The organism is Paraburkholderia youngii (assembly GCF_013366925.1).
GTDB classification, from domain to species: domain Bacteria; phylum Pseudomonadota; class Gammaproteobacteria; order Burkholderiales; family Burkholderiaceae; genus Paraburkholderia; species Paraburkholderia youngii.
The window spans coordinates 5,733,860-5,753,093 of record NZ_JAALDK010000001.1 but is presented as its reverse complement, the minus strand read 5'-3'; the positions used below and the strand labels follow the sequence as shown (position 1 = coordinate 5,753,093).

Sequence of the window (19,234 nt, the reverse complement as noted above, 5' to 3'; positions counted from 1 at the left end):
TGAAGCAGGTACATCATGAACACCGCCACCCAGGCTCCGCAAGATTCCTCCGCTAGCGCATCCGAGCGCTTCCGCTACGGCTTCCTGAAGGGCAACCCGCAGCTCACGAAGAACGGCGAGCTCAAGCATCTGCTGTCGATCGAGGGCTTGCCGAAGGCCATCGTCAATCACATTCTCGAGACCGCCGACCAGTTCGTCAGCGTGACCGACCGCGAAGTGAAGAAGGTGCCGCTGTTGCGCGGCAAGTCGGTGTTCAACCTGTTCTTCGAGAACTCGACGCGCACCCGTACCACGTTCGAGATCGCGGCCACGCGGCTGTCGGCCGACGTGCTGAATCTGAACATCAACGCGTCGTCGACGAGCAAGGGCGAATCGCTGCTCGACACGATCAACAACCTGTCGGCGATGCACGCGGATCTGTTCGTCGTGCGTCATGCGTCGAGCGGTGCGCCGTTCCTGATCGCGCAGCATTGCGCGCCGCACGTGCACGTGATCAACGCCGGCGACGGCCGTCACGCGCACCCGACGCAGGGTCTGCTCGACATGTACACGATCCGCCACTACAAGAAAGACTTCACGAAGCTGCGCGTGGCGATCGTTGGCGACATCCTGCATTCGCGCGTCGCGCGCTCGGACATTCATGCGCTGACTACGCTCGGCGTGCCCGAAGTGCGCGCGATCGGTCCGCGCACGCTGCTGCCGGGCGGCCTCGAACAGATGGGCGTGCGCGTGTTCCACAACCTCGACGAAGGGCTGAAGGACGTCGACGTCATCATCATGCTGCGCCTGCAGAACGAACGCATGAGCGGCGCGTTGCTGCCGTCGTCGCAGGAGTACTTCAAGAGCTGGGGGCTGACGCCCGAGCGTCTCGCGCTCGCCGCCCCGGATGCGATCGTGATGCACCCCGGTCCGATGAACCGCGGCGTCGAGATCGACTCGCAGGTCGCGGACGGCCCGCAATCGGTGATCCTGAATCAGGTGACGTTCGGTATCGCGGTGCGCATGGCGGTGATGGGGATCGTCGCGGGTAACAACGATTAAGCAGCGACTCATCAGGAAGCCGAAGCACAGGCTGAACCACAGGTTTAACAAAGGCAGCGCATGAAGATTCATATTCAAGGCGGCACGCTGATCGATCCGGCAGCGGGCACCGAACAGCAGCAGGATATTTTTATCGAGGCGGGCAAGATCGCCGCTCTCGGCCAAGCGCCGGCCGGCTTCCAGGCGGAGCGCACGCTTAACGCCCACGGACTGTCGATCGCGCCGGGTCTCGTCGACCTGTGCGCGCGTTTGCGCGAGCCGGGCTACGAGCACAAGGCGACGCTCGGCTCGGAAATGGCCGCGGCGCTCGCGGGCGGCGTGACGAGCCTCGTATGTCCGCCGGACACCGATCCGACGCTCGACGAACCGGGCCTCGTCGAAATGCTGAAGTTCCGCGCGCGCAATCTGAACAAGGCGCACGTGTATCCGCTCGGCGCGCTGACGGTCGGTCTGAAGGGACAGGTCATCACCGAGATGGTCCAGCTGACCGAGGCGGGCTGCGTCGGCTTCTCGCAGGCCGATACGCCGATCGTCGATACCCAGGTGCTGATGCGCGCGCTGCAATACGCGAAGACCTATGGCTTCACCGTGTGGCTGCGTCCCGTCGATGCGTACCTCGGCAAGGGCGGCGTCGCCGCGAGCGGAGCGCTGGCGTCGCGGCTCGGTTTGTCGGGCGTGCCGGTGTCGGCCGAAACGATCGCGCTGCATACGATCTTCGAACTCGTGCGCGTGACCGGCGCGCGCGTGCATGTGTCGCATGTGTCGTCGGCGGCGGGCGTCGCGCTCGTGCGCGCGGCAAAGGCCGAAGGCCTGCCGGTGTCGTGCGACGTCACCGTGAACCACGTGCATCTGATCGACCTCGACATCGGCTATTTCGACGCGCAGTTCCGGCTCGATCCGCCGCTGCGTCAGCAGCGCGATCGCGAAGCGATCCGCGCAGGCCTCGTCGACGGCACGATCGACGCGATCTGCTCGGCGCACACGCCGGTCGACGACGACGAAAAACTGCTGCCGTTCGCCGAAGCGACACCGGGCGCAACCGGCCTCGAACTGTTCCTGTCGCTGACGGTCAAGTGGGCCGACGAAGCGGGCGTGCCGCTCGCGAGCGCGCTCAATCGCATCACCGCGGCGCCGGCGCAGGTGCTCGGCCTCGAAGCGGCTGGCCGTATCGCGGTCGGCGCGGCGGCCGACCTCTGCGTGTTCGACCGTCATGCTCACTGGCGCGTCGAGCCGCGCGCGCTGAAGAGCCAGGGGCACAACACGCCGTTCCTCGGCTACGAGCTGCCGGCGCAGGTGCGCGCGACCGTCGTGTCGGGTCAGTTCGCGTACGAGCAGCGCTGAGCGGCATCGTCTCGGTCCAGTCAAGGAAAGCCCCGCCCATGAAGCTCGCGTTACGCAAGATCCGTCTCATCACGCATCTGCTGCACGGCATGTGGACCGTCGCGACGCGCTTTCCGAACGCGAGCGCCGAGCGGCGTCACGCGCTCAATCGCGCGTGGTCGCTGAAGATGCTGCGGCTGTGCGGCATGCGCCTTGTCGTGCATAACGATGCGGTGCGGCTCGATCGAGGCGCGCTCGTCGTCGCCAATCACATCTCGTGGATCGACATCTACGTGATCAACGCGTGGCGGCCGACGCCGTTCGTTTCGAAGGCGGAGATCCGTCAATGGCCGGTGGTCGGCTGGCTCGCGCAGCAGCTCGACACGGTGTTCATCCAGCGCGAGAAGCGCAGCGACGCGAAGCGGATCATGCACGAACTCGCCGATCGCCTCAGTGCGGGTGAACTGATGTGCGTGTTCCCCGAAGGCACGACGTCGAACGGGCTCGAGTTGCTGCCGTTTCACGCGAACATGTTTCAGGCGGCGGTGTCGGCCGGTGTGCCGGTGCAGCCGCTGTGCATCATGTACGAGGATGCGCAGGGCCGGCAGTCGACCGCACCCGCGTATATCGACGATGTCTCGTTGTCCGACTCGCTCGACATGCTGTTGCGTGGCGGTCCGCTAACCGCTCACGTCTATGTCGGCGCACCGCTCGCACCGAACGCTGACCGGCGGATGCTCGCGGCGCAGGCTCAGAACGTGGTGGCGAACGCGTTGCGGGACATGCAGGCCGGCAACGCAGTGGCGGGGACGGTCGCGCAAGAAGGCGACGTGGTAGCTGCCGCGTCGTCGAGCGACGCCGCCGAGACGCCGGAAACGCTGATCGAGCCCGTCGATCAGCCGCGCCGCTCGGCCTGAGCGGCGGCGCTGCCGGGCAGCGTCGCCGGCTTCTGTTCAATTGCCCCCGCGCGGCACACCGCACGAATCGCAATCGACCTGCGTCAACGTACGCTCCGCAGGATTTCGCGCGAGCCGTACCGCCGACAGCTTCTGCCCCCACACGCAACCCGAGTCGAGGCCGATCAGGTTGTCGCGCAGCATCAGGCCGAGCGCGGCCCAATGACCGAACACGACGGTCACGTCTGCGGTCCGGCGCGACGGCACGTCGAACCATGGCATACAACCGCTCGGCGTGGATGCGAGCGTGCCGCTGCTGCTGAAATCCATCACCCCATCGGCGCTGCAAAAGCGCATGCGCGTCAACGCGCTGCACGTAACGCGCAGACGCTCGATTCCCTTCAGGCCCGGCTTCCAGCGGTTCGGCTCGTTGCCGTACAGGCCGGCAAGCGTTTCTTTCCAGTTCGGCGCACGCAGCGCGCGCTGCAATTCGTCGGCGAGTTCCAGCGTCAGCGTCGTATCCCATTGCGGCAGCACGCCCGCGTGCACCATCAGCATGCCGTTGTCGAAATGCGCGAGCGGCCGGTGACGAATCCACTCGAGCAGATCGGCGGCATCGGGCGCGGCGAGGATGTCTTCGATCGTGTCGCCTTTCTTCGACTTGCGAATCCCCGCGGACACCGACAGCAGATGCAGATCGTGATTGCCGAGCACCGGCACCGCGCGCTCGCCGAACGCGATTACGTCGCGCAATGTGTCGAGCGAGTCGGGGCCGCGGTTGATCAGATCGCCGGCGAACCACAGCGGTGTGCCGTCCGGAGGCGCGGCTTTGGCGAGCAGTTGCTGAAACGGCGCACGGCAGCCTTGCAGATCGCCGAATGCAAGAGGAACGAGGGGAGCGGACGTACTGGAAGCGTTGTGGGGTGTCATCGAGGAAATCGGATCGATTCGATACGCGCGGTGTTGCACGACGCGTGCCACGCTGGGCAGAGCAGCAAGCTAGCGTGACATAATAGCCCGTTTGCGGTTCGGATATCGCGCTATGGACCGCGCGCTATTCCAATACAACAACAGGATGACTCTCTCGTGAACGAAGCCAGCATGTCGTCTCCCGCCGCGAAGCAATCATTTCGCACGCTCGTCACCGGTGCGAACGGTTTTACCGGCCGCTATCTGGTCGAGAAGCTGATCGGGCGTGGGCACACCGTGATCGAAGCGGTGTCCGGCCGCGACGAGCCCGACACGCCGACACGCGTCAAGCTCGATATCACCTCACCGGAAGACTGCCGGCGTGTGCTCGACGCCGTGCGGCCCGATTACATCGTGCATCTGGCCGCGATCAGCTTCGTGGGACACAACGATCCGCTCGACTTTTATCGCGTCAACGTGATCGGCACGCTGAACCTGCTGGAAGCCTGCGCCGCGATCGGCCACGTGCCGCGCAAGCTGCTGATCGCAAGCAGCGCGAACGTGTACGGCAACGTCAGCAGCGCCGCGATCGACGAGAGCTTTGCGCTGACGCCGGTCAATCATTACGCGGCCAGCAAGGCCGCAATGGAAGCGCTGGTGCGCACATGGTTCGACCGTCTGCCGATCCTGATCGTGCGGCCGTTCAACTACACCGGCCGCGGCCAGGCGGTGAATTTCCTCGTGCCGAAGATCGTCAGCCACTTCGCGCGTCGCGCGGCGTCGATCGAACTCGGCAACATCGACATCGCGCGCGACTTCTCCGACGTGCGTTATGTGGCGAGTGCGTACGAGGCGTTGCTCGACTCCGATGTCGCCGCCGAGATCGTCAACGTCTGCACCGGCAAGCCGTATTCGTTGCGTGAGATCCTGGCGACCGCGAGCGAACTCACCGGTCACGACATCGAAGTCCAGGTCAATCCCGCCTTTGTCCGGCAAACGGACGTCAAGATGCTTGCCGGATCGCCCGCCAAATTGCAGTCGCTGGTGCCCGCGGTCGAGTCGATCCCGTTCATCGATACGCTGCGCTGGATGCTCGCGGCCTGAGCGCGTTCGCGCGAGCAATCTTCTGATGGTCTGCATTCGCGGCCTTTCGCGGCGCTTTCGCCTGTTCTTCCTGTTCGTTTCCCAGTCTTTGCGCGCCGTACCGCATAGTATGTCGTGCAGATCATTACAAGCGTCAAAATGCGCGTAACCGCACCGAAAGGCTCCATTTTGCAGGCCAGCGGCAACGAATTCTGTCAAGCTGTTTCAAGTTGTTAGGGTTCTAGTTTTTGCACTGGGCAGCTTTATAATTGGGGCTTCATAAAATTGGCGTCTGAGTGTCCGCTCTCCGCGGGACGCGTCGGTCGGCCAGAGAAACAGCACACCACACGGGGTGAACAGGTCGCAAGTTCTTCGCTGCCTGTCACTAACATCGACAAGGGAATTAAATGATCCTGGTAACGGGCGGTGCCGGCTTCATCGGCGCTAATTTCGTGCTCGACTGGCTGAATGCGTCGGACGAAGCGGTGCTCAACGTAGACAAACTGACCTACGCCGGCAACCTGGGCACGCTGAAGTCGCTACAGGGCAATTCCAAACACATTTTCGCGCGCGTCGACATCTGCGATCGCGCCGCGCTCGACGCGCTATTGGCGGAACACAAGCCGCGCGCCGTGCTGCATTTCGCGGCCGAGAGCCATGTGGATCGCTCGATTCACGGTCCGGCCGATTTCGTGCAGACCAACGTGGTCGGCACCTTCACGTTGCTCGAAGCGACGCGCAGCTACTGGAACACGCTGGGTGAAGCGGAGCGCGCCGCGTTTCGCTTCCTGCACGTGTCGACCGACGAAGTGTTCGGCTCGCTGTCCGCAACCGATCCGCAGTTCTCCGAAACGACGCCTTATGCGCCGAATAGCCCCTATTCGGCGACCAAGGCCGGCTCGGATCACCTCGTGCGCGCCTACCATCACACGTACGGCCTGCCGGTGCTGACCACCAACTGCTCGAACAACTACGGTCCGTACCAGTTCCCCGAAAAACTGATTCCGCTGATGATCGCCAACGCGCTCGGCGGCAAGCCGCTGCCGGTGTATGGCGACGGGCAGAACGTGCGCGACTGGCTGTACGTCGGCGACCACTGCAGCGCGATCCGCGAAGTGCTCGCGCGGGGCACGCCGGGCGAGACGTACAACGTCGGCGGCTGGAACGAGAAGAAGAATCTCGAGGTCGTGCACACGCTGTGCGACCTGCTCGACCAGCAGCGTCCGAAGGCGGCGGGCTCCTATCGCGACCAGATCACCTATGTGACGGATCGTCCGGGCCACGACCGCCGTTACGCGATCGACGCTCGCAAGCTCGAGCGCGAACTCGGCTGGAAGCCGGCGGAAACGTTCGAGACGGGGCTCGCCAAAACGGTCCAGTGGTATCTCGACAACCAGCAATGGGTCGACGAAGTCGCTTCGGGCGAATACCGGAAGTGGGTCGAGACCAACTACGCGCAGCGCGCGTAAAGGCACGGCAATGGCGCGCAAAGGCATTATTCTCGCGGGTGGTTCGGGCACCCGCCTGTATCCGATCACGCATGTCGTCTCCAAGCAACTGCTGCCGGTGTACGACAAGCCGATGATCTACTACCCGCTGTCCACGCTGATGGTGGCGGGTATTCGCGACGTGCTGATCATCTCCACGCCGCAGGACACGCCGCGCTTCGAGGCGATGCTCGGCGACGGCAGCCAGTGGGGCATGAATATCCAGTACGCGGTGCAGCCGTCGCCGGATGGGCTCGCGCAGGCGTTCATCATCGGCCGCGAGTTCGTGAACAACGATCCGTCGGCGCTGATTCTCGGCGACAACATCTTCTACGGCCACGATCTCGCGAAGCAGCTCGAACGCGCCGACGATCAGACCGAAGGCGCCACCGTGTTCGCATATCACGTGCAGGACCCGGAGCGCTACGGCGTAGTCGAATTCGACAAGCAGTTCCGCGCGCTGTCGATCGAAGAAAAGCCCGCCAAGCCGCGTTCGAACTACGCGGTCACGGGTCTGTACTTCTACGACAAGCAGGTCTGCGACATCGCCGCGGACATCAAGCCGTCCGCACGCGGCGAGCTCGAAATCACCGACGTGAACTCGCGCTACCTCGCGAACGCGGCGCTCAACGTCGAGATCATGGGCCGCGGCTATGCGTGGCTCGACACCGGCACGCACGATTCGCTGATCGAAGCCGCGACCTTCATCGCGACGCTGCAGAAGCGTCAGGGTCTGGTGGTCGCGTGTCCGGAAGAGATCGCCTACCGGCGTCAGTGGATTGACGGCGAGCAGCTGCTCGCGCTCGCCAAACCGCTCGCGAAGAATGCCTACGGGCAATACCTGCAAAACATTCTCACGGATCACGTCGCATGGCCATCCAGGTAAGCGCAACCTCACTGCCCGAAGTCAAGATCATCGAGCCGAAGGTGTTCGGCGATGCGCGCGGCTTCTTCTTCGAAAGCTTCAATGCGCTCGAATTCGCCGAGAGGGTCGAGCCGGACGTCGAGTTCGTGCAGGACAATCACTCGCGCTCGGCGCGCGGCGTGCTGCGCGGTCTGCACTATCAGATCCAGCATGCGCAGGGCAAGCTCGTGCGCGTGGTCGAGGGCGAGGTATTCGACGTGGCCGTCGACATCCGCAAGAGTTCGCCGAACTTCGGCAAGTGGGTCGGCGTGACGCTGTCGGTCGAAAACCACCGGCAGCTGTGGGTGCCGCCCGGTTTCGCGCACGGCTTCGTCGTGCTGTCGGAGTCCGCGCAGTTCCTCTACAAGACCACGGATTACTGGTTTCCCGAGCACGAGCGCAGCATCGTATGGAACGATCCGTCGATCGGCATCGAATGGCCGATCGACTTCGAGCCGCTGCTCGCGGCCAAGGATGCGGCGGGCAAGCGTCTCGCCGACGCCGAAGTCTACGCATAGGGGAAACGCATGAGCGCACACGACGCGACACGGACGATTCTCGTCACCGGCGTAAATGGCCAGGTAGGCTATGAGCTCGCGCGCACGCTGCAAGGGCTCGGCAACGTGGTCGCGGTCGACCGCTCGCGGCTCGATCTGTCGAACCTCGATCAGATTCGCGCGGTGGTGCGCGACGTGCGTCCCGCGCTGATCGTCAATCCGGCCGCTTATACCGCGGTGGACAAAGCCGAAGAAGAGCGCGATCTGGCGATGCGCATCAACGGCGAAGCACCGGGCGTACTCGCCGAGGAAGCGAAAAAGCTCGGCGCCGCGCTGATCCATTATTCGACCGACTATGTGTTCAACGGCACGAAAGAAGGCGCATACGTCGAAGACGATCCGACCGATCCGCAGAACGTCTACGGCCGCAGCAAGCTCGCGGGCGAGCAGGCGATCGCGGCGAGCGGCGTGAATCACCTGGTATTGCGCACGAGCTGGGTATACGGCACGCGCGGCAAGAACTTTCTGCTGACGATGCTGCGGCTCGGCGTCGATCGCCCCGAGCTGAAGGTGGTCGCCGACCAGATCGGCGCTCCCACCTGGTGCAACACGATCGCGACGCTGAGCGCGCATCTGTGCGCGCAAGCCTTCGCCGCCGAAGACAGCGCGAAGTGGTGGAGCGAGCGTTCGGGCATCTATCACCTGTGCGCGGGCGACGCGACGTCGTGGCACGGCTTCGCGTCGGCGATCTTCGAACTCGCGGATTTGCCGAACAAGCCGAACACGCTGCCGATTCCCGCCTCGGATTACCCGACGCCGGCCAAGCGCCCAGCCAATTCCAGAATGTCGAACGACAAGCTGGCGCGCGTGTTCGGGCTGGCCGCGCCGCATTGGCGCGACGCGCTGAAGCTGTGTTTGACGGACGGTTTTCCGAAGTCGCCGGTGGCGAGGACCTAAGTCGCGGTTTCGACGCGGGGGCTCCCCAGCTCCGATGCGGCGAAGCTGCCGCGCATGTCGCTCGCCATGACGCCGTCGTGGTCCTGTACCGATCGAAGCGATGGTTCCCTGACAATGGTGAAAGGGGGCGGCGGTAGAATGTCGCTCGACGTGAGCGCGTTCCAGGCGCGGATTTCGCGTTCTATGCGCAGTAGATTGCCAACGTGTTTCAACCGTACGCAAAACCAGTGTGGCCGCGTAAAAAATACGGTATTGAGAGGGATCTGTGAGTTTGTTACCGATCATTCTGTGCGGCGGAGCGGGATCGCGGCTTTGGCCGGTCTCGCGCGAATCGCACCCGAAGCCGTTCATCCGTCTCGCGGACGGCGAAAGCCTGCTGCAGAAAGCCTTCCTGCGGGCGGTCGCGTTGCCCGGCGTGAAGGAAGTGCTCACGGTAACCAACCGTGAGCTGTTCTTCAAGACCGAGGACGATTTCCGCGAGGTGAACCGCAAGAACATCGCGACCTCGTTCATTCTCGAACCGTTCGGCCGCAACACGGCCGCCGCGGTTGCCACGGCGGCCTTGCACACGGCGAAGGCGCATGGCGAAGACACGGTGATGCTGGTGCTCGCGGCCGATCACCTGATCGCGGATCAAACCGCGTTCGCCGCGGCGGTCGCGCGTGCGCAGACGCTTGCGCAGGCCGGCAACGTGGTGACCTTCGGCATGCATCCGGATGCGCCCGAAACCGGCTACGGCTATATCGAAGCCGATGGCGAGCGGGTCGTGCGCTTCGTCGAGAAGCCATCGCTGGAAAAGGCCCGCGAGTATCTGGCGTCGGGCAGGTTCGTGTGGAACTCGGGCATGTTCTGCTTCACGGCGGGCACGATCCTGAAGGAAATGCGCGTGCATTGTCCGGACATTCTCGATGCCGCGGCCGAATGCATGGACAAGTCGCCGTCCGCCGAAGGAAAGAGCGGCGCGCAGGTGCGTCTCGAGCCGGGCTGCTTCGGCGCGGTGCCGGAGCTGTCGTTCGACTACGCGGTGATGGAGAAGTGCGAGCACGCGGCGGTCGTGTGCTGCGACCTCGGCTGGAGCGACGTCGGTTCATGGACCGCGCTGTCCGACCTGTCGCCGGCCGATGCGAGCGGCAACCGCGTGGAAGGCGAGGCGCTGCTCGTCGACGTGAAGAACTCGTATCTGCGCAGTGCTGGGCGTCTGATCGGCGCGGTCGGCGTCGACAACCTGATCGTGATCGACACGCCGGATGCATTGCTCGTCGCGCACCGGGATCGCGCGCAGGACGTGAAGCAGATTTTCGCGGAGCTGAAGTCGCGCGGCCACGAGACGTACAAGGTGCATCGCACCGTGCATCGGCCGTGGGGCACGTACTCGGTGCTCGAAGAGGGGCCGCGTTTCAAGATCAAGCGCATCGAGGTGAAGCCGGGCGCCAGCCTGAGCCTGCAGATGCATCATCACCGCAACGAGCATTGGGTCGTGGTAAGCGGCATGGCGAAGGTCGTCAACGGCGAGAAGGAATTCTTCGTGTCGACCAACGAGTCGACCTACATCCCGGCGGGTCACAAACATCGCCTCGAAAATCCGGGCGTCGTCGAGCTCGTGATGATCGAAGTGCAAAGCGGCGAATACCTGGGCGAAGACGATATCGTTCGCTTCGAAGACATTTACGGACGTACTTGAGATGGATATCAGTTTTACCAACGACTCCGAAGACCTGACACGTCACAACGAGCGCGACGACCTGCTGGTCGGCATGAAAGCGGTGCGGGTCTGGGGCACGCTCGGCTGGCACGACATCCGGCAGCGCTATCGCCGCTCGGTGCTCGGGCCGTTCTGGTTCACGCTCAGCACGATCATCATGGTGGTCGTGCTCGGCGCGTTGTATTCGACGCTGCTGAACCAGGAAATCTCGGACTACCTGCCGTATCTGGCGGTGGGTCTCGTCGTGTGGGCGTATCTGGCGTCGGTTGCCAACGAAGGCTGCATGGCCTTCATCGGCTCGGCCTATCTGATCAAGCAGATCAGGCTGCCGCTGACGGTCCACGTATGCCGCATCGCCTGGCGCAACTTCGTGATCCTGCTGCATAGCCTGCCGGTCGTCGTCGTGCTGCTGTTCGTGTTCGGCCACTGGCAGGGCTGGGAAATCTTGCTGGTGCCGTTCTCGCTCGTGATCCTGCTGCTGCACGGCGTGTGGCTCGGCGTCACGCTCGGCGTGCTGTGCGCGCGCTTTCGCGATATTCCGCCGATCGTCACGAACCTGATCCAGGTCGTGTTCTTCTTCACGCCGGTCATGTGGTCGCCGGAAATTCTGAAGGACCGCGCGTGGGTCGCCGAATACAACCCGCTGTATCACCTGATCGAAACGGTGCGCGCGCCGCTCACCGGCCGCCCGACCCACTGGGAGTCGTGGGCGTGGTCGATTGGTCTGTTGATCGTCGGATTCGCGTTCGCGCAGATCCTGATGAAGCGTTTCCGTAATCGCGTTCCTTACTGGCTTTGATATTGTGAGTTCCTCATCGATTGTCGCTCGTAACATCTCCGTCGAATTTCCGATTTACGAGAACTCGCATCGCTCGCTGAAAAAGGCGGTGCTCAATCTGACGACGGGCGGCCGGATCGGCCAGGACGCGGGTCGCCATGCGGTCGTGCGCGCGATCGACGACCTGAGCTTCACGTTCAGCGAAGGCGAGCGCATCGGCCTGATCGGCCACAACGGCTCGGGCAAGACGACGCTGCTGCGCACGCTGTCGGGCGTCTATGCGCCGGTGCGTGGCGAGTTGAAGGTGCAGGGCAAGATCGCGTCGCTGCTCGACGTGTCGATGGGCCTCGACCCCGACGCGACCGGCTTCGAAAACATCTATCTGCGCGGCATTCTCGACGGGCTGAAGCCCGCGCGCATCCGCAGCAAGATCGACGAGATCGCCGAGTTCAGCGAACTCGGCGACTACCTGAATCTGCCGGTGCGCACCTATTCGAGCGGGATGATGCTGCGCCTCGCGTTCGCGATCTCGACGAGCGTCGAAGCCGACATCCTGATCATGGACGAATGGCTCAGCGTCGGCGACGCCGAGTTCAGCGTGAAGGCGGCCGAGCGCCTGGAAGGCCTCGTCGGCAAGGCGGCGCTGCTGGTGGTGGCGTCGCACGATCCCTCGCTGGTCGCGCGCGTGTGCAACCGCAAGATCTCGATGGAGCACGGCAAGATGGTCGCAGACGAACCCGTGCTGCCGCCGCCGGAACCGATCGACGAGCCGCTCATCAGCCACACCGCGCAGCTGCCGCACTGAGCACACGGGCGCGCGGCCGGCGCGGCGCGTTGCGCGCCGGCCCTATGCGCCCCATAGCGACGTGCGCCCTGCGAATGCGCCGGCGGCAGGCGAATCCGACGGCTTGGCGGCTTGCCGGCTCTTCGGCGCCAACCAGTCCCGCAGTTCAGCAACACCCTCGTGGCAGTCGCCCGAGGCGTAACAAGGTTCGAATTTGATGCGAGCTAATCACCCATTTCTGCGCTACTCCGAATCCCTGCTGGTGCGTCAGCCGTTTCGCACACTGAAGGGTTTCGCGGGCGGCTATATCGCGTATCCGATTGCGGAGAACGCCGAAAAGCGCAACGTGCGCCCGAAAATCCGCGAGCTGCGCGAGCACTATTCGCTGCCGATGCCGCATCGCCGCCGCATCGCGCTCGAACGGCTCGTCGCCACGCTCGAATTCGCCGGCGCGAAGGTGCCTTACTATCGCGACCTGTTCCATGCGAAGCAGTTCGATCCCGCCAAGGTCAAGGACGACCCGCGCTACCTGGAAGAACTGCCGTATCTGACCAAGGACATCATCCGCGAGCAGGGGACGCGTCTGTTGTCGGGGCCGCTCGAGGCGGGCAAGCACCACGCGTGCAAGACCGGCGGCTCGACCGGCCTGTCCACGACGATCTACTACGACCTGGAAGGCGCCGATTATTCGTCGGCGGTCACCAACTATTGCCGCGAGCGGATCGGCAAGCTGCGCCATCGTTCGGAGCTGCACTTCGCGTGCCGCTTCCCCGATCAGGCGGTGCCCGAGTGGCCATCGCGCGAAGACTTCAAATGCTTCGCGATGAATCGCAGCAACATCTTCTTCGACCGCATCGACGATCAAGGCCTCGAGGAAATGTGGCGCACGCTGAAGCGCCGCCGCCCGTATCTTGCGCATTCGCATCCATCGACGATGTACGCGCTCGCCTGCTACGTGCAACGCAAGTACGGCGGCGGCAAGGCGTTCCAGGTGTTCGAGTCGAGCGGCGAGCTGCTCGAGCCGCATGCGCGCGAGATGATCGCGAAGGCGTTGCGCTGCCGCGTGATCGACCGTTACGGCCTCGCCGAGCTCGGTGTGATGGCCTACGAGCTCGACGGTCATGAGGGCGGCTTCCAGATCCTCGAATCGGAAGGCTGGCCGGAAAGCCGCGTCGCGCCCGACAACCCCGATGGCGCGCACGAACTCGTGTTCACCGGTTTCCGCAACCGGCTGATGCCGCTGATCCGCTACACGACGGGCGACCTCGCCCGCGTGCAGGAGACCGAGAAAGGTTTCTTCCTGACCGACGTGGTCGGCCGGATTCACGACGTCGTGCCGATCAACGGCGTCGCGCATCCCACGCACCACATCCAGGACATGCTCGATCACCGCGTCGGCGGCATCCAGGAATTCCAGATCGATCTGCGCACGACGCCGCCCACCTTGCGCCTCGTGCTCGAACCGCACGCGAACGCGGAAGAGACGACCGCGAAGCTGCGCCACTTCTGGCAGGACGCATTCACGATCGCTTACGTCGGTCACGACGATTTCGTGCGGGTGGGCAGCCGCGCCAAATTTCGCCACGTGGTGAGCGCATGATCGGCGTCGCATTTCCGGATGCGCGCGCCGACGCTGGCCAATATGTGCTGGCGGCGCTGCGGCGCTCGGTCAGTGGGACCCAGGCGCAGGCGATCACGCGCAGCATGCTGCACGAAATCGCGCCCGACGTCGTGGTCGCGGTCGACGCGCCCGACGCGTGGAGCGCCGACCTGATCGCCTACGTGAATGCGCGGCCGCGCAAGCTGATCGTATTCGGCCATATGCCGATCGCGCTCGCGGGCTATCTGCGCTATCGGCCCGCGGCCTTGTCAACCGAACTGGCACAAGCGAGCCGCAGTGCATCGGCGCCTTCGGGCGAGTCGCGCGAAAGCGCGGCGGCGGTGCGCTACGGCGCGCTCGCGCGGACACTCGGCGGCGCGGTCTGGCATCGCCCGTTCGAGCGCTTCGATTTCACCGACGAATGGAACAACCTCGGCTACGGCGCGATTCGCGCCGACGGTTCGATCTGGGCGCTCGCGGAAGCGCCTGAAGTCCCGGCCGAGACAGAACTGGCCGCGGTCGTCGTGAACGGCGAGCGGCAGTTCGCGTATGCGGCGCTGTGGGATGCGGGCGCATCGGGCGTGCTGTGGTTCAACCGGCCGGTCGGCCCGTGCGATTCGTTCGAATGGCGCCTCGTCGAGCAGTTTCTGTCCGGCTACCGCTCCGATTCGCTGCCGTGTCAGCCGGTGCTGAGCGAACTGCCGTGGGGCTATGACGCGGCGATCACGTCGCGGCTCGATTGCGACGAGGACGTCGAATCGGCGCGCCCGCTGTGGCAGGCGTATCGGCGTCTCGGCGTGCCGTTCACGCTCGCCGTGCATACGCAGAACCTGCAACGCGGCGGCCAGCACGACATCCTGCGCGAACTGCTCGCCGATCGGCAACAGGGCGCGGTGCTGTCGCACACGGCGACGCATTCGCCGAACTGGGGCGGCAGCTACGACACCGCGATCGCGGAAGGTGCGCAATCGGCCGAACTGCTCGAACGCGCGACCGGTGTGCCGGTGCGCTACGCGGTGTCGCCATTTCACCAGTCGCCGCCGTACGCGATGCGCGGCCTGATCGACGCGGGCTACGCGGGCTGCATCGGCGGCATCATCCGCAACGATCCCGAGTTTCTGACCGCGCGCGGCGGCGCCCTGGCCGGCTTGCCCGCGGGCTTCGTCGGTCATAGCCAGCAGTGCATGCTGCACGGCGATTGCATGCTGAAACAGGGCGATCCGCTTGCGATCTTCAAGCAGGCTTTCGACACCGCATACGCGACCAACACGCTGTTCGGCTATCTCGACCATCCGTTCTCCGAGCGTTACGCGTACGGCTGGTCCGACGAGGCGGCGCGCATCGACGCGCACGAGCAGTTCATCGCCTACATGCGCGGCAAGGCGCGACGGCCTCTGTTCCTGCACGAGGAAGCCGCGCTCGATTTCCTGCGCTTTCGCTCGCTCGCGCAGATCGTCGAACAAGACGGCGTATTCAGCGTCGTCACGCCATGCGCCGACACGACGCCGCTCGCGCTCGGCGTCGAGTTCCGGGGCGCTCATACCAAGGTCGAGGCGGGGAAAGCACTGCGATGAAAGTCATGGTGGTGATGGGCACGCGCCCCGAGGTCATCAAGCTTGCACCGCTCGTGAGAGCGCTGCGCAGCGAGTTCGACACGATCGTCTGCGCGAGCGGGCAGCACAGGGACATGGCCGCGCAGGCGCTCGAATTCTTCGGCATCGAACCCGACATCTCGCTCGAAACGATGCACCCGGGGCAATCGCTGAACGCGCTCGCGTCGCGCCTGATCGCCGCGCTCGATCGCGCGCTCGACGAAGTGCGCCCCGACTGGGTGATCGTGCAGGGCGACACGACGACCGCGTTTTGCGCGGGCTTCGCGGCGTTCCACCGTGGCATCCGCGTCGGCCACGTCGAGGCGGGGCTGCGCACCGGCGATCTCACGAGTCCGTTTCCCGAGGAAGCGAATCGCAGCCTGCTCGGCCGCATCGCGACGCTGCACTTCGCGCCGACCTCGCGCGCGCGCGACAGCCTGCTTGTCGAAGGTGTCGCGGCCGCGAAGATCGTCGTGACCGGCAACACGGTCGTCGATGCGATCGGCGAAGTGCGCGCGAGCTGGAGCGTCACGCCGCCGACGAGTCCGCTGCCCGCATGGCACGGCGCGCAGCAGCAGCACGTGCTCGTGACATGCCATCGGCGCGAGAATTTCGGCGACGTGCTGCAGGACATCTGCCGCGTGCTGCGCGATTTGTGTCAGCGCTATAGCGAATACCGCTGGGTGTTCCCTGTGCATCTGAACCCGGCCGTGCGCGAGCCCGTGCATCGCGAGCTCGATGGCATTCCGAATCTCGCGCTGATCGAGCCGGTCGACTATCCGACGAGCCTTTACCTGATCAGCGGCAGCGCCGTCGTGGTCAGCGATTCGGGCGGCCTCCAGGAGGAAGCGCCGACCTTCGGCGTGCCGGTCGTCGTGATGCGCAATCACACCGAGCGCCGCGAAGGTGTCGATGCCGGCTTCGCGACACTCGCGGGCCAGAGCGCGGCGAGCATTGAAAGTGCGGTAATCGGCTGGCTCGACGATCCGGCGCGGCGCGCCGCGCTGCGCGATCGCGCGAATCCGTACGGCGACGGGCTGGCGTCGCGGCGCATCGTCGACAGCCTGCGCGGCCGACCGGTCGAGGTGTTCGTTGGCTGACGGCAAGAACCCCGTGCTTCCCCCGCAAGACTGCGTGCTGTTTTCGACCGCCGACTGGGACGAGCCGTACTGGACCAACAAGCAGCACACCGCTAGTATCCTCGCCGCGCGCGGCTGGCGGATCCTGTATGTGGAAAGCGTCGGCTTCCGTTCGCCGAAAGTGGCCAGCGGCCGCGACTGGTCGCGCCTGTGGCGGCGCCTGTGGCGCGGCGTGCAGTCGCTCGTGCTCGGTCCGCCGCGCCGCGCCGACAACATCTGGGTGCTGTCGCCGCTGATGGTGCCGGCCGGGCATCATCTGCCGTTCGTGCGCTCGCTGAATCAGGCGATGCTGCGCTTTTCGGTGAACCGCTTCGCGAGGTCGCGTCGCTACGACAAGCCGGTCGTGTGGACCTACCACCCGTACATGCTCGATGCGATCGCGACGCTGCCGCGCGGGCCGCTGGTTTACCACTGTGTCGACGATATCGCGGCGATTCCGGGTGTCGACGTCGACGCGTTCCGCAATGCCCAGCAGGATCTGCTCGGCCGCTGCGAGGCGGTGTTTACGACCGCGCAGTCGCTGAAGGACGTGTGTCTGCCGTTCAACCCGAATACACATTTCTTCGGCAACGTCGTCGATGAAGCGCACTTCGGCACGGCGCGCGAAGACGGCCCGCTGCCCGCCGAGCTCGCCGCGATCGACGAGCCGAGGCTCGTGTATCACGGCGTACTGTCGGACTTCAAGGTCGACCTGCCGCTGCTGCTGCAGACCGCGCAGGCGCGGCCGGGGTGGCAATGGGTGATCATCGGCGAGGAGCGCGAAGGCCAGCGCAGCGACCTGCTCGCGCAGCTCAAGCGTCTGCCGAACGTGCATCTGCTCGGCTACCGGCCGTATCGCGCGCTGCCGCAGTATTTGCGCGGCATGCGGGTCGGTGTGCTGCCGACGCTGATCAACGAATACACGCACTCGATGTTTCCGATGAAGTTCTACGAATATCTGGCGGCCGGTTTGCCGGTTGTGTCGACGCCGCTCGATTTCGCGAAGGAACCGCGCGCGGGGCTCGAGGTGGGCGGCGATGCGGAAGCGTTCATCGCTGCGATCGACAAGCAGCTTGCACGCGGCAAGCTGAGCGCGGACGAAGCGCGCGCGGCGGTCGGCGAGAACACGTGGGAAGCGCGGCTGGACAAGATGCTGGCGATTACTTTCCGCTACCCGCAAGCGGGCGGCGGCAGCGCGCAGCCACACGGCGCGGAGGTGCGCACGTGAGGGTCGTTCATGTGTACCGCACCTACTTCCCGGACCCGCCCGGCGGCCTGCAGGAAGCGATCCGCCAGATTGCGCTGGCGACGCGCGAGCGCGGCGTCGAACCGCGCATCCTGACCCTGTCGCCGAGCCCGACGCCGACCGTGGTCGAGCGTCCCGAAGGGCAGGTGATCCGCGAGAAATCGTGGGCCGCGCCTGCATCGTGCGATCTCGGCGGGCCGTGCTCGGTGGTCAGGTATCGCGAGATGGCCGACTGGGCCGATGTCGTGCATTTTCACTTCCCGTGGCCGTTCGCCGACGTCTTGCATCTGCTCGGCCGCACCAAGAAGCCGACGGTGATGACGTACCACTCCGACATCGTGCGGCAGAAGCTGCTCGGCACTGTCTATGGGCCGCTGATGCGGCGCACGCTGCGCAGCATGTCCGCGGTGGTCGCGACGTCGCCGGCCTATGCGCGGACCAGCGAGACGCTCGCCGCGTGCGTGTCGAAGGAGCGTTTGAAGACGATTCCGCTCGGCATCATCGACTATCGCGACGAGCCGCAGCCGCTCGACGCGCAGCGCCAACTCGAGAGCCGGCTCGGTATGGTGCCGGGCGAGCCGTATTTTCTGGCGCTCGGCGTGTTGCGCTACTACAAGGGACTGCATACGCTCGTCGAGGCCGCCCGGCATGTGCAGGCCAAAATCGTCATTGCAGGCTCCGGGCCGGAGCGCGAGCGGCTCGCCTCGTTGGCGCGGCAGCGTGGCGCGAGCAACGTCGTGTTTGCCGGCCAGGTCACGCATGAGGAAAAGGTCGCGCTGCTCAAGGGCTGTCGCGCGATGGTGCTGCCCTCGCATTTGCGCTCCGAAGCGTTCGGGATGGTGCTGGTCGAAGCTGCGATGTTCGGCAAACCGATGGTGTGCTGCGAAGTTGGGTCCGGGACGTCGTTCGTCAACGAGGATGGCGTGACGGGCTTCGTCGTGCCGCCGGAGGCGCCGGAACCGCTGATCGCCGCGATCAACCGGCTGGCGCTGGATGAAGCACTGGCGCGCGGCATGGGGGCGGCGGCGCGGCAGCGATATGAGCGGCTATTTTCCGGGCCAGCGTTGGGAAACGCATATAAATCGCTGTACGAGCAAGTATTGTCTTACTGAGTCGCTATTTTCTTTCCCGGTATTGCGCCGAAAAGCTTGCGAAGGTGTTTAATTCACGTTTGTTCGCGCTAATTCGGCCTATAAGCGAGATGTTGGTATTATCTGCGCCGTTGAGCCCGGTACACTGATTAATCTGCTTCGTCAAAATCTCGCAGGCTCATGGTTGTTAAATCAGTCGGCAATAAGTTGACAGGTAAATTTGCGGCGG

17 protein-coding genes are annotated in these 19,234 nt (G+C 64.7%); 16 read left to right on the top strand and 1 reads right to left on the bottom strand.

What is annotated here, in order from left to right; all coding sequences use genetic code 11:
• Positions 1–15: 15 nt before the first annotated feature.
• The 3 genes from G5S42_RS26225 to G5S42_RS26215 are packed head-to-tail and all read left to right on the top strand — an operon-like array spanning position 16 to position 3,278.
• On the top strand, positions 16–1,041 hold the full coding sequence (locus tag G5S42_RS26225; RefSeq protein ID WP_008920711.1) for an aspartate carbamoyltransferase catalytic subunit: 1,026 nt from the start codon (positions 16–18) through the stop codon (positions 1,039–1,041).
• 60 nt (positions 1,042–1,101) lie between these two features.
• On the top strand, positions 1,102–2,382 hold the full coding sequence (locus G5S42_RS26220) for a dihydroorotase (protein ID WP_176109402.1): 1,281 nt from the start codon (positions 1,102–1,104) through the stop codon (positions 2,380–2,382).
• 38 nt (positions 2,383–2,420) lie between these two features.
• Entirely contained in the window at positions 2,421–3,278 is an 858-nt protein-coding gene (locus tag G5S42_RS26215; protein WP_176109401.1) for a lysophospholipid acyltransferase family protein, read from the top strand.
• 36 nt (positions 3,279–3,314) lie between these two features.
• Here the strand turns inward: G5S42_RS26215 and G5S42_RS26210 are convergent, their stop codons facing one another.
• Entirely contained in the window at positions 3,315–4,187 is an 873-nt protein-coding gene (locus G5S42_RS26210) for a symmetrical bis(5'-nucleosyl)-tetraphosphatase (protein WP_176109400.1), read from the bottom strand.
• A 171-nt stretch (positions 4,188–4,358) separates the two neighbouring features.
• Here G5S42_RS26210 and G5S42_RS26205 point away from each other — a divergent pair, with 171 nt between their 5' ends.
• The 13 genes from G5S42_RS26205 to G5S42_RS26145 all read left to right on the top strand — a co-directional run bounded on the left by G5S42_RS26205 (position 4,359) and on the right by G5S42_RS26145 (position 19,026).
• The gene (locus G5S42_RS26205) at positions 4,359–5,270 is read left to right on the top strand and encodes a GDP-mannose 4,6-dehydratase (RefSeq protein ID WP_176109399.1); all 912 of its coding nucleotides are present in this window, start codon (positions 4,359–4,361) and stop codon (positions 5,268–5,270) included.
• 386 nt (positions 5,271–5,656) lie between these two features.
• Positions 5,657–6,718 carry a dTDP-glucose 4,6-dehydratase gene (rfbB, locus tag G5S42_RS26200; protein ID WP_013088601.1) on the top strand — a complete coding sequence of 354 codons (1,062 nt, stop codon included), beginning with the start codon at positions 5,657–5,659 and terminating at the stop codon, positions 6,716–6,718.
• Between the two features lie 10 nt (positions 6,719–6,728).
• The gene (gene rfbA / locus G5S42_RS26195; protein ID WP_013088602.1) at positions 6,729–7,622 is read left to right on the top strand and encodes a glucose-1-phosphate thymidylyltransferase RfbA; all 894 of its coding nucleotides are present in this window, start codon (positions 6,729–6,731) and stop codon (positions 7,620–7,622) included.
• Positions 7,607–8,158 carry a dTDP-4-dehydrorhamnose 3,5-epimerase gene (gene rfbC, locus G5S42_RS26190; RefSeq protein WP_176109398.1) on the top strand — a complete coding sequence of 184 codons (552 nt, stop codon included), beginning with the start codon at positions 7,607–7,609 and terminating at the stop codon, positions 8,156–8,158. Before rfbA ends, rfbC begins: the two co-directional genes overlap by 16 nt.
• A gap of 9 nt (positions 8,159–8,167) precedes the next feature.
• Positions 8,168–9,094 carry a dTDP-4-dehydrorhamnose reductase gene (rfbD, locus tag G5S42_RS26185; protein WP_176109397.1) on the top strand — a complete coding sequence of 309 codons (927 nt, stop codon included), beginning with the start codon at positions 8,168–8,170 and terminating at the stop codon, positions 9,092–9,094.
• A 265-nt stretch (positions 9,095–9,359) separates the two neighbouring features.
• The gene (locus G5S42_RS26180) at positions 9,360–10,775 is read left to right on the top strand and encodes a mannose-1-phosphate guanylyltransferase/mannose-6-phosphate isomerase (protein ID WP_176109396.1); all 1,416 of its coding nucleotides are present in this window, start codon (positions 9,360–9,362) and stop codon (positions 10,773–10,775) included.
• 1 nt (position 10,776) lies between these two features.
• Positions 10,777–11,595, top strand: coding sequence for an ABC transporter permease (locus G5S42_RS26175; RefSeq protein WP_176109395.1), 819 nt, complete (start codon positions 10,777–10,779; stop codon positions 11,593–11,595).
• A gap of 4 nt (positions 11,596–11,599) precedes the next feature.
• Entirely contained in the window at positions 11,600–12,379 is a 780-nt protein-coding gene (locus G5S42_RS26170; RefSeq protein WP_176109394.1) for an ABC transporter ATP-binding protein, read from the top strand.
• Between the two features lie 196 nt (positions 12,380–12,575).
• On the top strand, positions 12,576–13,958 hold the full coding sequence (locus tag G5S42_RS26165; RefSeq protein ID WP_176109393.1) for a phenylacetate--CoA ligase family protein: 1,383 nt from the start codon (positions 12,576–12,578) through the stop codon (positions 13,956–13,958).
• Complete coding sequence (locus G5S42_RS26160) at positions 13,955–15,532, top strand: polysaccharide deacetylase family protein (RefSeq protein WP_176109392.1); 1,578 nt, start codon at positions 13,955–13,957, stop codon at positions 15,530–15,532. The genes G5S42_RS26165 and G5S42_RS26160 overlap by 4 nt, the downstream gene beginning before the upstream one ends.
• On the top strand, positions 15,529–16,650 hold the full coding sequence (wecB, locus tag G5S42_RS26155; protein ID WP_176109391.1) for a non-hydrolyzing UDP-N-acetylglucosamine 2-epimerase: 1,122 nt from the start codon (positions 15,529–15,531) through the stop codon (positions 16,648–16,650). Before G5S42_RS26160 ends, wecB begins: the two co-directional genes overlap by 4 nt.
• Positions 16,643–17,896: a glycosyltransferase gene (locus G5S42_RS26150; RefSeq protein ID WP_176109390.1), complete on the top strand. Its 1,254-nt coding sequence runs from the start codon at positions 16,643–16,645 to the stop codon at positions 17,894–17,896. Before wecB ends, G5S42_RS26150 begins: the two co-directional genes overlap by 8 nt.
• Entirely contained in the window at positions 17,893–19,026 is a 1,134-nt protein-coding gene (locus tag G5S42_RS26145) for a glycosyltransferase (protein ID WP_176109389.1), read from the top strand. Before G5S42_RS26150 ends, G5S42_RS26145 begins: the two co-directional genes overlap by 4 nt.
• Positions 19,027–19,234 lie beyond the last annotated feature (208 nt).

Coding starts and splice junctions, on each gene's coding strand:
- G5S42_RS26225 (WP_008920711.1), top strand. CDS start 16: ATGAACACCGCCACCCAGGCTCCGCAAGATTCCTCCGCTAGCGCATCC.
- G5S42_RS26220 (WP_176109402.1), top strand. CDS start 1,102: ATGAAGATTCATATTCAAGGCGGCACGCTGATCGATCCGGCAGCGGGC.
- G5S42_RS26215 (WP_176109401.1), top strand. CDS start 2,421: ATGAAGCTCGCGTTACGCAAGATCCGTCTCATCACGCATCTGCTGCAC.
- G5S42_RS26210 (WP_176109400.1), bottom strand. CDS start 4,187: ATGACACCCCACAACGCTTCCAGTACGTCCGCTCCCCTCGTTCCTCTT.
- G5S42_RS26205 (WP_176109399.1), top strand. CDS start 4,359: ATGTCGTCTCCCGCCGCGAAGCAATCATTTCGCACGCTCGTCACCGGT.
- rfbB (WP_013088601.1), top strand. CDS start 5,657: ATGATCCTGGTAACGGGCGGTGCCGGCTTCATCGGCGCTAATTTCGTG.
- rfbA (WP_013088602.1), top strand. CDS start 6,729: ATGGCGCGCAAAGGCATTATTCTCGCGGGTGGTTCGGGCACCCGCCTG.
- rfbC (WP_176109398.1), top strand. CDS start 7,607: ATGGCCATCCAGGTAAGCGCAACCTCACTGCCCGAAGTCAAGATCATC.
- rfbD (WP_176109397.1), top strand. CDS start 8,168: ATGAGCGCACACGACGCGACACGGACGATTCTCGTCACCGGCGTAAAT.
- G5S42_RS26175 (WP_176109395.1), top strand. CDS start 10,777: ATGGATATCAGTTTTACCAACGACTCCGAAGACCTGACACGTCACAAC.
- G5S42_RS26165 (WP_176109393.1), top strand. CDS start 12,576: ATGCGAGCTAATCACCCATTTCTGCGCTACTCCGAATCCCTGCTGGTG.
- G5S42_RS26160 (WP_176109392.1), top strand. CDS start 13,955: ATGATCGGCGTCGCATTTCCGGATGCGCGCGCCGACGCTGGCCAATAT.
- wecB (WP_176109391.1), top strand. CDS start 15,529: ATGAAAGTCATGGTGGTGATGGGCACGCGCCCCGAGGTCATCAAGCTT.